The sequence below is a fragment of the Pedobacter frigiditerrae genome, assembly GCF_004331645.1.
Classification (GTDB): domain Bacteria; phylum Bacteroidota; class Bacteroidia; order Sphingobacteriales; family Sphingobacteriaceae; genus Pedobacter; species Pedobacter frigiditerrae.
On record NZ_SJSK01000006.1, the window covers coordinates 374,452 to 390,380 of the forward strand.

The window sequence follows — 15,929 nt, forward strand, 5'->3', positions numbered from 1 at the left end:
TAATTTAGAAATAGGTAATAGATAAGTTTTCTAATCCTGCGTTTTTTTCAATCTCTATTTCCCATTTACTATTCCCTATTTCCAATTATTAAAATAATAAAACCTAATTTTGCCTAACAAAACAAAGAACATGTCTGTAAACAAAGAAATTAAGCGGATTACCACACATATCTTACAAGAGATGAAACAACGTGGCGAAAAAATTGCCATGTTAACCGCTTACGACTATTCAATGGCAACCATTTTAGACGATGCTGGCTTAGATGTTTTATTAGTAGGCGACTCCGCATCTAATGTAATGGCTGGTCACGAAACTACTTTGCCTATCACCCTAGACCAAATGATTTATCACGCACAAGGTGTGGTTCGTGGTGCTAGTCGTGCTTTTGTGGTAGTAGATTTGCCTTTTGGTTCTTACCAAGGTAACTCTAAAGAAGCTTTAAATTCTGCTATCAGGATAATGAAAGAGTCTGGTGCGCATGGGGTAAAGTTAGAAGGTGGAGTAGAAGTTACTGAATCAATTCAACGCATCATTACAGCTGGTATTCCGGTTATGGGGCATTTGGGTTTAACTCCTCAGTCTATTTATAAATTCGGAACATACACCGTTAGAGCTAAGGATGAAGAAGAAGCCAATAAATTAAAGACTGATATTTTAGCCTTACAAGACGCGGGATGTTTTGCAGTGGTATTAGAGAAAATCCCTGCTAAATTGGCCAAGGAGGTAACGAAAAGTATTCATATTCCAACTATTGGTATTGGTGCCGGACCAGATTGCGACGGACAGGTTTTAGTTGTTAATGACATGATTGGCTTAACAAAAGGTTTTAGACCACGTTTCTTACGTCAATATTTAGATTTATACGAAGGGATTTTAGGTGCTGCCCAATCTTATATTAAGGATGTAAAAGCAAAAGATTTCCCGAACGAGAAAGAGCAGTATTAACCCCAAACCCCTAAAGGGGCTTTTTAGAACTTGGTAAAATAAATTAATGAAAATAATAATGGTCGTTTAAGTTTTGGCGATTGGCGATTTGAAAAGCAGTTTTAGTGCTCTTCGGATACATTAGCCAACTTTGCTTATTGCCTATAACAATTAACCAGTTAAACAATTTTTACAGTTAACCAATTTCTACAGTTAACCAATTCACCACCTCATACAGTTAACCAAACAATGCCCATTACCGAAGCAGATATTTTATACGAAGACAACCACTTAATAGCGATAAACAAACGCTCTGGCGATATTGTACAGGTTGATGAAACTGGAGACGAGCCTTTAGATGAAAAGGTGAAGAAATACATCGCCGCTAAGTACAATAAGCCAAATGGTGCTTTTTTAGGTGTGGTACATCGTTTAGATAGACCAGTAAGTGGTGTTATTTTATTTGCTAAAACAAGTAAGGCTTTAGAAAGGATGAACGCTATTTTCAAGAATAGAGAAGTTCGTAAAACCTATTTTGCTGTAGTAAGAAATAAGCCCACAAGAACTGAGGGTAATTTAGTTCACTACTTAATTAAAAACCCGCAGAAAAATGTAGTTGCTGCTTATAACAAGGAAGTAACAGGTAGTCAGCGTTCTGAGTTAGATTATAAATTAATAGGAGAGGTTGGCGGATTTTATTTATTACAGGTAAATCCATTAACTGGTCGCTCGCATCAAATACGTGTACAATTGTCTACAATGGATTGTCCAATAGTTGGCGATAATAAATACGGTTACCCTCGTGGTAGCAGAAAGGGAAGCATTTGTTTACACGCTAGGCAGTTAGAATTTGTCCACCCTGTGCAAAAAGAACCTGTTAAAATATTTGCACCATTACCAGTAGATGGTTTTTGGGAAAGATTTGAGCACTTTGAAGTGAGTCGATAATCTGGAATCCTTAGTCAAGAGTCTTTGGTTTGAGCGTTTAAAGCCATCAACTATTAACCTCTTTAATAACAATCAACCTTGTTAAAAACGATTGAATTGCCGAAGCTTAGTTTCGATTTATCCTTAAACATCATCTTTCCATTTTTGTCTTCAACATCGCCAAAACCTTCAATTAACTGATTGCCTTTTTTAAGGAAAGCAACTTCGCGAACTGATTCTTTTCCTTCTGAGTTAAAAGTATATTCGGCTATGAGCGTATCACCTCTTAATTCACCTTCAAATATGCCCGAGTTTTTATCTTTTTCGTAAAGATTATATTTCAATTCTCCTGTGGTAATTGGTCCACTACTCATCATGGTTAAAGTTGCAGTGTCTTTATCTTTAATGTATTTATAACAATGCTGCTCACTAGCGGGAACTATGTTGGTGTCTGGTGCATTGGTATCTGTGGCAGTGTTTTCTGAATTATTACTTTGACAAGCTGTAAATAGAACCGCTAAACTGAAAATGGAGATGAATAATTTTTTCATTAGTATGATTTTGATAATACTAACAACAATGATGCTAAAAAAGTTTGATAAGCTTAACTACTACTTTTGAATTTTTAATTCAATTCACGACATTAGCCAATAAGTTAACCCTCAGCTACCATGAACTCCAAACACTGTTTAAATTGTGATACCCATTTAGTAAAGGAACAAAAATTCTGTTCTCAATGCGGTCAGCCAGCGGTTGTTCATCGTTTTACCCTTTCTCATTTCTTTCACGAAGCATTTCATGCCTTTACGCACGCAGATAAAGGTTTGCTTTACCTATTGAAAGAACTGGCCATTAGACCTGGGATTGTGGCTAAAGAATATATAGCAGGAAAGAGAAAAAAATACTATAATCCATTTACTTTCTTTCTACTGTTAGCTGGGTTTTATGTGTTGTCTAGTACTTTCAGTGCTTCGGTTTCAGCAGATAAGAAACCTATTCCAGAAGGTATCTCAAGAATAGAAAATCCTATTAAAAAGGAAGAAGCGATGGCAATGTATCATAGGGTAGGTGTGGTTAAAAATTTCTTCACCAAAAATTCGAATTTTGTGGCCATGATTGCAGTTCCGTTTTTTGCACTGTACTTTTGGCTTATCTATTACAGAAAACGATATAATTACTCAGAACATTTAGTTGCCAATCTAATGTTTGTAAGTTTTGCAAATCTTGCCTTCTCAATCATAGTTAACCCAATTCATGCACTATTCAAAGGGACATCTTGGGAGCCATTGATGTGGATATGGGGCTTGTTACTTCAGCTTATTTACTTTGTTGTTGCTTACAAAGGCTTTGTAGAATTAAAAGGTTTGGGGGCAATGTTCAAAATCATTATAGCTACTTTAATAGGTATAATGCTTTGGGCATTTTTAACACAAATGATAAGTGCCATCTATGTGTATCAAAACACAAACTTTATGGATTACTTTAAACACATGGGTGGAAGATAAATAGAAAACCCCACACAATGGTGGGGTTAACTAAATCAATAAGCAAAGTTTTTTACCAAACATAAGTCCCCGCTGCACCGGCAGGCAATGTTGTGGTTACAATTTTTCCATTATCCTTAATGTTAAAAGTTTGATCAGTTGAGCTTGTATTCATTACAATCAGTGCTTTTTTGCCATCTGGTGTTTTAAACGCCACGTTAGCTAATGTGCTGTTTAAAGTTGAACCAATTCGGGCAGAGCCTGGTCTCACAAATTTAGAGGCATGGGCAATTACATAGTAAGCTACATTTCTAGTCACAGTAGGAGCAATGGTAATGGCACCTAAACAAGTGGTACAGCCACCATCTGGTGTATGTGGATTGTAATTTGCATCTGCTGCCAAATTCCATTCTAAAACATTCCTGCTCCAGTTACGTGTTGCGCCAACAATTAAGGTAGAAACATGCCATTTTAAATCTTCAGCAAAGTTACCAGGTCCGCCCACCCATTGCTCGGTGAAGTATACATTTTTATTTGGATAAGCATTATGTACTGTAGTTAAGGCAGAAATATTACCACCATACAAATGAAAGGCCGAACCATCTACATATTGGTTTGCCGCTGGGTCAGCTAAAATAGCCATTGGATATTCTGGCTTATCTGCATTATGGTCGTACACAATAATTTTTGTACTTAATCCTGCCGCTTGAAATGCTGGGCCTAATGCAGATTTAATAAATATAGCTTGGTCTGGTGCTTCCATGTACATACTTGGGGTATTGCCCGGATGCAAAGGTTCATTCTGAATAGTGATTGCATCTATGGTAATGCCTTGTGCTTTCATTGCCTGAATATATTTCACAAAATACTTAGCATAAGACTGATAATATTCAGGTTTCAAACTACCACCTTTATAGGCATTGTTAGTTTTCATCCAAGTTGGGGCTGTCCAAGGAGAACCTAGAATTTTAATGTTGGGATTAATGGCTAAAATCTTTTTCAGGATTGGAACCAAATCAGTCATTTCTGCAGCAATAGAGAAGTTATCCTGATTAACATCTGTCTGACCAGCTGGTCGCTCGTTATAAGTAAAAACATTTGCACTTAAGTCTGATGCGCCAATACTAACACGCAAATAACTAACACCGATTGCCCCTTCCTCAGTTGAGAATAACTCTTTAATCAAGGCATCTTTCTCAGTAGCACCTAAGCTATTCATCAAGGTTGCGCTTCCACCAGTTAAGGTGTAGCCAAAGCCATCTATAGTTTGGTAAACCTGATTGGCATCAACCTCAATAGTAGTATTGCTATTATTCGTATTGCTAAAGTTTAAAGCAACGTTTTGTTTCTGGAGCAAGACAGATTTATCACCTTTGGTTAACCAAAAACTAACATCGCTTGTTATGGGCGTTGTAACTGGCGGAATAGGTATAACAGGTGCTTCTGTTTTCTTGGTGCTTTTTTTACAGGCACAAGAAATTAAAATTAGCACAAAGGCAAAAGCAACAGCAGATAAAGATCTCATCAGAATTTATATTTGGTTTCTAGAATAGAATGCCAAATTAGCTTATTTAAAAGTTAAAATACCAATACTATTTTTGAGGAGAGGTCTTGTATTTTAAGCATTAATACGCTTTAATCGCAATTATTAAATGTATTTAAAGTAGTTAGAATAGCGTTTTTAGAAACGATTTGATTTTAAATGTTGCGTTAAAAAAACATTGGCTTGTAGTAGTAAAATGCAGGTAGTTAATGGTGATAAACCAAGCTATTTCTTAATTGCCCATTCATGATTAAATATTTTTTCTGCTTTTGATTTAAAATCATCCTTAAATATTTCCTTTGAAATGGCTTTTGTAGTTAAGTCATAAACCATTGGGATTACCTTGTCTTCATTGTTAAATTTTTTGTCGTTGTTACTGTCAAACATAACCATCATTAATATTTTATTCGCTTTAGTTATGTTTTTCCATTCATTAACATCTGCGTTGTCTGGAGATACTTGTTTAAAGTTTTCGCCATTTTTATCTGAAATGAATAAATAGTTCGGATCAAGAAAATCTAAGCGTTCATCTTTATTAAAATCTAACGTTCTAATTGAGTAATAAATGAATTTATTTACTTCACTATATGTGGTACCTTCCTCATCATTTGAAGTAGAACTGTTTCCTGATTCTTTCTGGTCATATTGATAGATAACCATCTTTCTGTTTTCATCCAATAAGTGATAAGTTCCATTTGCGGTATTGTAAAAAGCCATGTTCCAGTAAGTAGTACTTCTACTGCCACTACTGCTGCCATATGAGTCAGATTCCCCTTCTTCATCATTTAAAATTAAAGGATAAATAACATAAGTCGAGCTATCTAATTCAGTTGGGTTTCCAAAATTGAGGCTTAATGTGTTTTTATTTTGTTCCTTTTTGTCAACGTTCTTTTGTACTCTTTGTTTTACATCTCTAGTACAAGAGAACGAACAAATTATTAATGCTAGATAGAGAAAATATTTCATAAGATTTGAAATTATAATTGAGCTAACAACCTCCTATGGTAATTAATTTGCCCTAAATGATAAGTTAGATGCGTGGTTAAATGAATAAGGAAAAAGCCAGTTGAGGTTTTTTCTTCGAAAACCAAGGTAGGATATTCTTTTGCTAAATCTTCATCTTTTAATCCACTCAATGATTCATCAACAACTTTAATTGTTTCTTCAATCATCATTAATAAATCTGATTGGGGAACGTCTTTTAAAGAAAACTCCAATTCTCTATTTCTGATATAACCAGAATTCCCAAGCCCTGCTCCAATGTAAGTATTTAGATTGCCTATCAGATGCAGACATAAATTGCCTGCTGAATTTTTAATATCCCCATCTATTTTCCAAAGATTGGCTTCATCTTGATAAGCCTCAATTTCTGTTTTTAGTCTATTGAGGTCTCTATTGAAAATGATTTTTAGGTTTTCAATTATCATATCTTATTTTTCTTCAATCCTAAATAATGTTCCCGTTCTGTCTTATCAAATTTCTCTATCGCATTGCGAAGTAAAACCCGAGGCATGGTTGCTGCATATTTATCTAAAAAAGAGACTAACAGTGCTTTGTCTTTATCACCTGCAAAACGCAACATCCATCCTGTAGCCTTGTGAACCAAATCTTCTTGGTCGTTTAACAATAGTTCTGCAATTTGATAAGTATCATTCAAATCATTTTTTCTAATGAAATAACAAGTGCTTAAAATTGCCGTTCTGCGTTCCCAAATATTTTCAGATTTAGCCATTTGGTAAAGAATATCCCTTGGCTTATCGAAAAGATATAAACCTGTCATGTATAAACAACCTAGGTCTATTAAATCCCAATTGTTAATTCTATCATGCCTGCGCATGTAAAGATGATAGAAGTCTGCCAACCTATCTTTTTCTATCTTCTTTTCTCTCGAGGCCTTGTCCATGATGCTTACGCCACCAACCCTAGCTTCATGTATATTGCTCTCTAACAAAAGCTCAATTTCTTCAATTGGCATTTGATTGTATTTTTTGGCAAGGTCGAAGATGAAGCCCATCTTTACCCCAATAAATTCATCGCCATAACCATAATCGCCTTCCTCTGATTTAAAATAACGAAGTATTTTCTTCAACTCTTCATCAGATTGATTAGCCATTAGGGTTGCAATGAAAGATTTGGCAGTGAGTTCCATGCTATTCGTCTTTTAAAAATTCATCAGTAAAATGCTGTTTGTGTTTAGGCTGTGCAAACTTTTCGGCATTAAATGTTTTAGAGTTTCCTTTTGGGATAGAAAGCGATTGCCAGTTTTCATTACAAAGCATTTTGCCTAGAAATACAATCTGGCCAACGTGATAGGGGTAGTGTGCCAACTGGCGATTAATAGCCTCTGTTACCGTGTGCCCTTGATTGCGAATGTAAATTTCCCTATTTAAATCTGCGGCGGTTAATGGATTAATGGCATCAAACAAACATTGCCAACCTGTATTCCATTTGTCTAATAGTTCGGCTTTAGTTGCAATGTCATTTTCAAATTCTTCATCTCTGTTTCGCCAATCTTTCTCTCCATCGCTGGTTAAAAAGTCAGTCCATCGAGATCGCATATTACCCCAAAGATGCTTTACAATCATGGCGATGCTATTGCTCTCTTCATTAAATTGCCAAAACAATTGTTCTTCGTTCAATTGAGCAAAAGTTTTATCGCCAAGCATTTTATAATATTCAAATTGCTTTTTAGCACTTTCTAAATAATCGTTTTCCATTTTAGTTCAACTATGTCTTTATTTCTCGCAGAAAAGGCGCAAATTTAAGGGCGCAGATATTTGCAGACTAAAGACAAATAAATCTTAAAAGAATACCATAAATTTATAAAATATATTGTGATACAATCCCTATCTGTCAGCGACTTTTCTGCGGTTAGATCTGCATTAACAGCGAAAAACTATTTGTTACACTGTTCTTCTCGCAGAAAAAGGCAGATATTGCAGACCAAAGAAAACTAAATCTTAAAAGAATGCTATAAATTTATAGAATATATTAATCTTGGTTCGACTAATCAGCGAAAAAAATCAATAACTATTCTTCAACTCTAATTAATGCACCATTCTCTATGCCGCTATCTTGGTCTATGGCGAATATTTGTCTTCCAACAGTTGCTGCATTTGCTAAGGAGTTGGTAGCTTTTAATCCCAAAAACCTATCAATATTGGCAAAGCTTTCCTTATCACTCTGCCTAATTTGCGCTTGCATTGCCGTATCAACTACACCTGGATAAATAGCTATGATCTTTACTCCATTTTCCACATTATCTTGTTCAACTGCCACGGTTTTTGTCATCATATCAATAGCTGCTTTTGTGGCGCCATAAATAGACCAGCCGTAATAGGGTTTGTAGGCAGCACCCGAAGAAATATTGATGATTTTCTTTTCGCAAACCCAGTTTTTGGCTAAGCTGATAAAAGTTGATGTTAAGATTAGCGGAGCAACAGTATTCAGTTGAACAGTTTTTTCAATGTCAGCAATCGCCTCAATTTTACCAATTTGGCCTAAGGTGCCAGCGTTATTGATTAGCGTTATTTTCTCTACTTCAGTAGATTTAAAGTTTTCAAAAACACCAGTAAGTAATGCTGCTATTCCATCAGTTTTACTAAGGTCAAATTCAATTTGTGTTACGTCTTTAAATTCTTTGTTGCTTGTTCGTGAGATGGAAAATACCTCATAACCTTCACTTAAATAAGCTTCTATAATACCTTTGCCAATTCCCTTGCTTCCACCAGTAATGATTAATATTTTATTCATTTAAATCTTTTAGTTCCTTGATACAGCAATTATCAGCAATAATAAATCCCATAGAAAGTGACAAAGGATTAAGATTTTGATGTTCTGGTATTTCCAATAAAAATACGCAAAAACTAACCCTATAAAAAATGGCCCAATTACGTTTATTACAGTTCCATATTTATAGTGCATTAAACCGAAAAGCAAACAAGATATGAAAATTGCAATATGTGGATTCTTGAAAATCTTTGTTAAACGTGGCTGTAAATAACCTCTAAAAATTAATTCTTCTACAACGCCAGCAGTAAGCGCAGTAAAGAATAATAGTAGTTGCCTATGTTTTAAAAACTGGATGATCTTTTGCAACACCAGACTTTTGTTTTCCAATCCTAACAGTTTGAAAAACAATTGAATAGTAATTACACCTATAAAAAGCGTTAAGAAAATTAAGATGATAGATATGATATAGAAGCTGATGTTGTATTTCTTTTCTTCCCAAATCAGTAATTTTTGGTTTTCGAACTTTAAGGCATAAAACCAAATGCACAATAAGCTAAGCCAAAAAGAAAATCTTGATAGGTAGGCTAAGCTTGTCTTTTGGATGCTAAAAAATGAAGGAATTGATGCTGCTGCAAATGGAAATAAAAACAACAATAAAATAATTAAAATACATCCAATTAATACGGATTGATTGTTTTTTTGAGCTATTTGCATAAATGTTGAAAGATACTGATTATTCAGTAAATGGAGGGCTTGTGTAGACTAATTTCAGACTAGGGTCTAAAAATTTGCCAGCTGCAAAGTCTTGTTTAAAGCGAGCCCAACTTTCTTCAAAGGCAGGTTTAAGCTCTTCATCTTTAAATGGATTGGGGAATTTTTCGCTGTCTATTTTATATTTTATTGGAATATCGGTTACGTCGATGCTGTAAGTAATAGCTAAGTAGTCAAGTAACGATTTTAAGTTTGTGAATTGATAGGAATAACTCATCGTTAAATTTTCTCCTAACAAATCTAGTCCAAAAGAAATCCATTCTACATCAAGTGCATATCTTTCATTTGCAGCACCAAAGATAATTCCAATGCCTAAAACCATTCCCTCGTAATCAGATAATAATCGGTAATCTATTAAAATTTGCCCGGTGTTTTTTTCTTGGATAAATGAGTTCAGTTGATCAAAATCTGTATAACATATCTTTCCTAATGGATTTACTTCAACTTCTTTTTTAAAGCAAACGCTATTCTCAACACCTATATACTGGCCGTAGTTTGGGATGCGTTTATAACCACATTTTTTATATAATGACACAGCTTCAGCTTGTCTAATTCCAGTTTCTAATAAACAGTTTTCATAACCAAGCTCGCCAGTCCAACTCTCTAATTCTTTTAAAATAGTGGTGGCTATTCCTTTTTTTCTGCCATTGGGCGATGTGTACATCCGTTTTACTTCCATTGCCACGGGAGAAAGTTCCTTAATGGCTCCACAGCCCAAAGGGATATCATTTTCGTAGGCAATAACAACGTGTTTTATCTTGTCAATTTTATTAAACTGTGCATAAAAAGCGTGTTCATTTCCATCTATTTCTGCTAAATAGGCATCCAAATGTTTAACCAATTCAATAAAATCTGGGTGCTCTGAGTCGGTTCTAATCGTTTTAATCATTGGGGGATAGTTTAAAGCTATAACCAAATATAAAAAAGCTATTTAATCTTAGAGATGGTTTTGCCCACAGATTTTGTAGGTTTATCCATGTCCTTAATCGCAAAGCTGATGGCTGCTATGATTAATGCCTTTATCTTATCATTCCTATAATCACTTTTTTCTTTGATAGGAATATGTCTTATTAAGTTTCCTGTCCCTACTAATAGTTGATGGGGGTCATCCAATAAAGTCCCTTTATTAAAACCTAGGTTTAAATGGTTAGTGTAAATCGGTATCATGCAAAAAGCATCACCCAATTTTTCTGAAATAGAAAATACCGAAGTTAAGGCGTGGGTGTGATAAAGCATTTCATTGCTATCAGGATGAAGTTCTAGAATAAACGACCTCAAGTCTGTAAACAGTTCAATTAAATCTGGCTCTTTAAACTTTAAAAAGTTCTGGAAATCTGGATGAATTGGACGGGCATTATTCATTGTGGTTGATTAATGCAATTAAGTTAATGATTTTTAACCACAGATAGACATAGATACCCACAGATTTAAAACTTAAATATTATCTGTGTCTATCCTTTTTATCTGTGATTATAATTTGCCTATAGGTAGTTAGATTAAAAGGCAAATTTTAATGAATTATAACAGTATGGCCTGCCCAAAAGTTAACGAATTACTATCTGGGTCGAGTAAAGCGAATTCCTTTTGGCCCCAAGGTTTAACATGTAAATGCCCAGCCGTTGGTATATGTAATTGTTTAAGTAGAGCTAGGTCATACCATTCTTCTATATTATTGGTACGGATGTAAACCTGTCCGTAATTTTCAGATGGGTCAAGGTCTACAAACTCAAAAAAATGAATTTCTATATTGTCTTTTTGCACTATCAGGTAGCCATCATAATCTGCCTTGGCTAATGGTTCAAAACCTAATTTGTTGATGTAAAAATCCCTAGTAATGGCTTTATTGCGCATTGGGAGTTTGGGGTTGATGTTTGTAAGCATACTGATTTTGCTAGGTGATTTATAAATATAGCAAAGGCAGTTCGTAATTCAATTAAAGTATTTGTAAAGGAAATCAATTAGTCGGAACAAGCCACAAGAGAAAATGCTGCGAGTTAGCCATTCAATCTGCCTTTCTGGTGCATTAAGATACCCTCCCGATAGCTTTCGGGACGAGTTGCCCGCCTGCCGGACAGGCAGGGGTATGACGCGCAACATATAAAAAAACTACTAACGACTAGCCGCCAATCGGCAATGAAATATAAAAAGTTGTACCTTTTCCCAACTCACTTTCAACCTGTATGTCTCCATTGTTTTGCAGTAACATGTCCCTACATAATACAAGACCAATATGATGCCCCTTTTCTCCAGAAGTTCCTGTACTAATGGTATGTGCTAAATTGAAAAGGTTTTCTTTATCGCCATCACTTATGCCAGGGCCAGAATCGCGGATAGCACACACCAATTTATCCCCTTTTATTTCAGCGTCAAAAATAACTTCATCTCCTTTGTTGCAAAACTTAATTGCATTAGATAATAAGTTTCTAACTACCGTGTTAATCATATTTGGATCGGCAAAAGCAGTGATATCCGAATGAATGCTGTTCTCGACCTTAAGTGATTTGAGCTTTATTTGCGAATCCATCAACTTAATGTTATCTGATACGATTTTGCTTACTTCAAAAGGAGCTGGTTTAACAATCATCCCTTCCAACTGAGTTTTAGACCATTCCAGTAGGTTATCCAAGAAACTGGCCGTGGTATATATCGTATCTTCTAACCTGGTTAACAATTCGCCTAGTTCTTTTTCATCCAAATCCCCGTTTCGGTACAATTCAAAAATCATTTTTAAGGAATTCAAGGGACTTCTTAGGTCGTGAGAAACAATAGAGAAAAACTTGTTCTTCACCATGTTTAGCTTTTCTAATTCTATGTTTTGAACAGAAACGATATCCATTTGCGTGGTTAACTCCTCATTTAAAGCACTCAGTTCTTCATTTACCTCTGCAATTTCCTGCTTCTGTTTTTGTAGCAATACATTGATTGCCTTTTTCTCTAAATTTCTCTTATAGTAAAGTGCCAGTAGAATGGCCAATAGAATTAACAGGATGGTGATGATAGAAATGACAGTTATATACTCTGAGTTTTTAGATTTGATGGTTTTGTTGTCTTTCGTTAATACCTTGTTATCCGTGTTAATTCTGTGCAGGTCGCTAGTGATGATCTCCTTAGTGGTTTCATCACTGTTCAAACTGTCATTTATGGCTTTATAAGCCGCTTGAAACATTAAAGCCTCATCAAATTTCTTTTGTGCAGCCTTTACTTTCGCCATTTTGTCGAGCGATAAGGACATTGCTATTTTCGAATCGGTTTCCTTTGCTCTTGTGATGGCTAAATCTGCCGCTGCTTCTGCATTTTTATAGTTTTTTAAGCCTAGGTAAGCGTCTGCCAAAGTCATCAGCACAGCGCACTCTTGGTATAAGTTTTTTAATGTCCTGTTATTTCTTAAGGCAATGTTAAGATAGTCTAATGCTTTGTTATATTCTCCCTTACCCACATATAGCTCTCCAATTCCCCAATTACTTAAGGCAATACCATTTAAATCGCCAATTTTCTCTCTAGTGGCTAAGCTCCTTTGGTAATAAGCTAAGGCCTCCTTCAATTTTCCCAAGCGCTGTCTCGAACCACCTAAAGAATATAAAGCGTTACCTAAACCAACCTCGTCATTAGGGTTTTCTTTCACGTTATCTAAAACCTGTTGGAAATAAAGATCTGCAGTTTTATATTTCTTCAAATCGAAATATATTGAGCCTAGGTTTGTAATACATTGATTAATGCCTCGCTTAAAGTTAAGTTTGGTGTAGAGTTTTAAGGCAATTTCATAATAATCTGCCGCTTCTTTTTTTCTATCCAATCGGTCGTAAACATAACCAATGTTGATATAGCCCCTAGCTATGCCATTTGTAAAATTACTCGCTTTAGCTTTTTCGTGGCCCACTTTAAAGTAATACAAGCCACTGTCTAAATTGCTCCTCAGTACGTAAGAGTTGCCCATATCCAGATAAGCGCTAGCAACCAAAGAATCTATGCCATACTTTTCTGCTACCTGTTTATACTGATTGGCGTAGTAGAATTTTTTTGCTGGATCAACTGAGGAATAAGCCACAGATAATTTTCTCATGATTTTCATCTGAGTGGTATCTGGACTGTTTTTATTCAGCTGACTTAATAACTCATCAACCTTAGTGGTTTGAGCAGAGGAAGTAATGCCAATAGCAAACATGAAAAAACAGAATAGGGCAAGCTGTTTTAGTCGTTTTATCGAATTAGGCATAGTGAGCAATTAATTTGGCGTATTGTTATTGGTTAAAACAATATTGAAAGATAGAGATTTATTTGTTCAAACAAGGAATTTCAAAGGTCATATTAATTTACCTCTACGTTTTTGCCAAGCGTTTTAAAACGAACCCCATTATCTTGGGTAACCGTAATGGTAATGTGCCCAGTTTTGCTGAGGTTAATATCACTCACTTTTCCAGATTTACCTTTATGCGTTCCAGCAATAACATTGCATTGATCGCCGTCTTTTAGGGTTGTACTCATTTTGGGTTGATTTGATTTTAAATTTAATGATTTTCTGTCCTTAGTTTACAAAAATGATTTTAACCAAAAAACAAAGCGTGCGAAAACTATTCTTTTCGCACGCTTTAATAACAAAATTTAGTTTGTGGAACTACAAACTTATACCGCCCGAAACCTCAATCCGTTGTCCATTGATCCACTTGGCATCATCAGTACATAAAAATGCAGCTACGCCACCAATGTCATCGGGCAAACCAACACGACCTAATGCCGTAGCGCTTGCGATGTGTGCATTTATTTCTTTGTTGTCTCTTGTTCTGCCACCACCAAAATCTGTTTCAATAGCACCTGGAGCCACCACATTTGCTGTAATTCCCCTAGCACCTAATTCTCTTGCCAAGTACCTTGTCAATACTTCTACAGCACCTTTCATTGAGCCATAGGCCGATGAGCCTGGATAAGAAAAACGTGCCAAGCCAGATGAAATGTTAACGATACCGCCACCATCATTTAAAAACGGCAATGATTTTTGGGTTAAGAAAAATACGCCTTTGTAATGAATGTTTATCGCATCGTCAAACTGCTCTTCTGTTGTTTCTGCAAATAACGAATAAAGTGCAGTTCCGGCATTGTTAATCAGGAAATCGAAATTTGTACTTCCAGTTTTTTCCTTTAGATGATCTGTTACCGAGGTTAAGAAACCATCAAACGATTTGATGTTTCCTGCATCTAGCTGAAAAGCAAATGCTTTTTGCCCTATAGATTCAATTTCTGCAACTACTTTGTCGGCTTCTATTTTGTTGCTGTGGTAAGTCAATACCACGTCTATTCCTTTTTTAGCAAGGGCAATCGCCATATTTCTACCTAATCCGCGACTGCCGCCAGTTACTAATGCTATTTTATTTACTGTGTCCATGTCTTTATGTTTTTAATAGCACAAATGTCAGTCAATTATAGGTTTGCTTTGTTGTAAACTTCAATCCATTATTTGCGTAAATCAAATATCTATGATCTAAAGGCCAATGGCGATAACGAAGCCTGCTTCTTAAAGAAGTTTGAAAAGTGCGCTACTTCCTCAAAACCCAAGGCATAAGCTATTTCAGAAACATTCCAGTCCGTTTGTTTCAATAGTATTTTTGCCTCCTGCGCAATCCTACTACTGATAAAATCGCTCGTTGTTTTACCAGTTTGCTCTTTTAAAACCTTGTTCAGGTGGTTTACGTGAATGGCTAATCGTTCTGCGTAATCTTTTGCGGTGCGTAATACTAATTGTTGCCCCGATGTGGTGATGGGGAACTGTCGCTCTAGCAACTCTATAAACAAACTAACTACCCGAGTGGTGGCATTATGCGTGGTGTATTGTGCAACATCTGGTTGAAGTTTTTGCCCGTAATGAATAAGCTCTAAAACATAATTGCGTAATAAATCATATTTAAAAGCATAATCTGAGGCCATTTCCTTAAACATCTTCTCAAATAAATAAGTCAATTCCTTCACTTGATCATCCTCCAATTGAAAAACTGGATAACCACCTGGCTTAAAGATGGGAAGATTATCTATTTGAATTCCACTTTGCGAGGCCGTAAGAAATTCGTGACTAAAAATGCAAAAGTAACCCGACTGATTTTCATCTTGAGGGATATAGTTATAAGGTACTTTAGGAGACGCAAACAATAAACCATTCTTTTTAATATCAATGATTTTGTCGGCATATTCTGCACGGTTGTGCCCATTAATTAAGCTTATCTTATAATAAGTGCGCCTGTTGTAGGGCATTGTCATTGTTTCTTTTAACTTCTTTCTTACGCTGGCTATGCTAAACACATTAAAGTGGCCAATATCCTTATTGATGCCTGCTGGTAAAATGGTGCCGAGTTCGTTATCGTTACCGAAACCCATATCTCTATAAAAATCTTGAAGTGACGCTATTTCCATTTTGATTTGTTTGCGAAATTCAAATATATGTGTAAATTATGGAAGATGTGAAAGTTGCCAGAATACGTGCAATCTTAAAGCGATAGGAAGGTTATGGGAATTAGCATCAAATAAAAGCCTAGCGGTCGCATTTGGATACCCAGTCAGCCTG

At 35.7% G+C, this 15,929-nt stretch carries 18 protein-coding genes; 3 read left to right on the plus strand and 15 right to left on the minus strand.

The features are described from left to right. Positions 1–130 precede the first annotated feature (130 nt). Together panB and EZ428_RS20995 are read left to right on the plus strand one after the other, a co-directional pair. Positions 131–946 (plus strand): 3-methyl-2-oxobutanoate hydroxymethyltransferase, encoded by an 816-nt coding sequence (gene panB, locus EZ428_RS20990; RefSeq protein ID WP_131555204.1) that lies wholly within the window; start codon positions 131–133, stop codon positions 944–946. Between the two features lie 228 nt (positions 947–1,174). Continuing rightward, complete coding sequence (locus tag EZ428_RS20995; RefSeq protein WP_131555206.1) at positions 1,175–1,873, plus strand: RluA family pseudouridine synthase; 699 nt, start codon at positions 1,175–1,177, stop codon at positions 1,871–1,873. Between the two features lie 62 nt (positions 1,874–1,935). On the opposite strand, the gene EZ428_RS21000 is transcribed toward EZ428_RS20995, so the two are convergent. Further along, positions 1,936–2,403, minus strand: a complete 468-nt coding sequence (locus tag EZ428_RS21000) for a hypothetical protein (protein WP_131555208.1) — start codon at positions 2,401–2,403, stop codon at positions 1,936–1,938. 120 nt (positions 2,404–2,523) lie between these two features. On the opposite strand from EZ428_RS21000, the gene EZ428_RS21005 reads away from it, so the two are divergent. Beyond that, the gene (locus EZ428_RS21005; protein WP_131555210.1) at positions 2,524–3,357 is read left to right on the plus strand and encodes a DUF3667 domain-containing protein; all 834 of its coding nucleotides are present in this window, start codon (positions 2,524–2,526) and stop codon (positions 3,355–3,357) included. Positions 3,358–3,409: 52 nt separating this feature from the next. On the opposite strand, the gene EZ428_RS21010 is transcribed toward EZ428_RS21005, so the two are convergent. From EZ428_RS21010 to EZ428_RS21075, 14 genes are all read right to left on the minus strand, one after another. Continuing rightward, the gene (locus EZ428_RS21010) at positions 3,410–4,861 is read right to left on the minus strand and encodes a glycoside hydrolase family 30 protein (protein ID WP_131555212.1); all 1,452 of its coding nucleotides are present in this window, start codon (positions 4,859–4,861) and stop codon (positions 3,410–3,412) included. Between the two features lie 243 nt (positions 4,862–5,104). Further along, positions 5,105–5,845 carry a hypothetical protein gene (locus EZ428_RS21015; protein ID WP_131555213.1) on the minus strand — a complete coding sequence of 247 codons (741 nt, stop codon included), beginning with the start codon at positions 5,843–5,845 and terminating at the stop codon, positions 5,105–5,107. Positions 5,846–5,856: 11 nt separating this feature from the next. Next, entirely contained in the window at positions 5,857–6,306 is a 450-nt protein-coding gene (locus EZ428_RS21020) for a DinB family protein (RefSeq protein ID WP_205945773.1), read from the minus strand. Next, entirely contained in the window at positions 6,303–7,028 is a 726-nt protein-coding gene (locus tag EZ428_RS21025) for a DNA alkylation repair protein (RefSeq protein WP_131555215.1), read from the minus strand. Before EZ428_RS21025 ends, EZ428_RS21020 begins: the two co-directional genes overlap by 4 nt. A gap of 1 nt (position 7,029) precedes the next feature. Then, entirely contained in the window at positions 7,030–7,596 is a 567-nt protein-coding gene (locus EZ428_RS21030) for a DUF1572 domain-containing protein (protein ID WP_131555217.1), read from the minus strand. Between the two features lie 313 nt (positions 7,597–7,909). Beyond that, positions 7,910–8,632, minus strand: coding sequence for an SDR family NAD(P)-dependent oxidoreductase (locus tag EZ428_RS21035; RefSeq protein WP_131555219.1), 723 nt, complete (start codon positions 8,630–8,632; stop codon positions 7,910–7,912). A gap of 9 nt (positions 8,633–8,641) precedes the next feature. Next, positions 8,642–9,325: a CPBP family intramembrane glutamic endopeptidase gene (locus EZ428_RS21040; RefSeq protein WP_131555221.1), complete on the minus strand. Its 684-nt coding sequence runs from the start codon at positions 9,323–9,325 to the stop codon at positions 8,642–8,644. Between the two features lie 19 nt (positions 9,326–9,344). After that, positions 9,345–10,271: a GNAT family N-acetyltransferase gene (locus EZ428_RS21045; RefSeq protein ID WP_131555223.1), complete on the minus strand. Its 927-nt coding sequence runs from the start codon at positions 10,269–10,271 to the stop codon at positions 9,345–9,347. A gap of 38 nt (positions 10,272–10,309) precedes the next feature. After that, the gene (locus EZ428_RS21050) at positions 10,310–10,744 is read right to left on the minus strand and encodes a DUF1801 domain-containing protein (protein WP_131555225.1); all 435 of its coding nucleotides are present in this window, start codon (positions 10,742–10,744) and stop codon (positions 10,310–10,312) included. Between the two features lie 156 nt (positions 10,745–10,900). Next, a complete protein-coding gene (locus EZ428_RS21055; RefSeq protein WP_131555227.1) occupies positions 10,901–11,263 on the minus strand; it encodes a bleomycin resistance protein in 363 nt (120 codons plus the stop codon). A gap of 235 nt (positions 11,264–11,498) precedes the next feature. After that, positions 11,499–13,595: a tetratricopeptide repeat protein gene (locus EZ428_RS21060; protein ID WP_131555229.1), complete on the minus strand. Its 2,097-nt coding sequence runs from the start codon at positions 13,593–13,595 to the stop codon at positions 11,499–11,501. Between the two features lie 92 nt (positions 13,596–13,687). Beyond that, positions 13,688–13,864, minus strand: a complete 177-nt coding sequence (locus tag EZ428_RS21065) for a KOW motif-containing protein (RefSeq protein ID WP_131555231.1) — start codon at positions 13,862–13,864, stop codon at positions 13,688–13,690. Positions 13,865–13,994: 130 nt separating this feature from the next. Further along, positions 13,995–14,759: an SDR family NAD(P)-dependent oxidoreductase gene (locus tag EZ428_RS21070; RefSeq protein ID WP_131555233.1), complete on the minus strand. Its 765-nt coding sequence runs from the start codon at positions 14,757–14,759 to the stop codon at positions 13,995–13,997. Positions 14,760–14,848: 89 nt separating this feature from the next. Further along, positions 14,849–15,778, minus strand: coding sequence for a helix-turn-helix domain-containing protein (locus EZ428_RS21075; RefSeq protein WP_205945774.1), 930 nt, complete (start codon positions 15,776–15,778; stop codon positions 14,849–14,851). Positions 15,779–15,929: the final 151 nt, after the last annotated feature.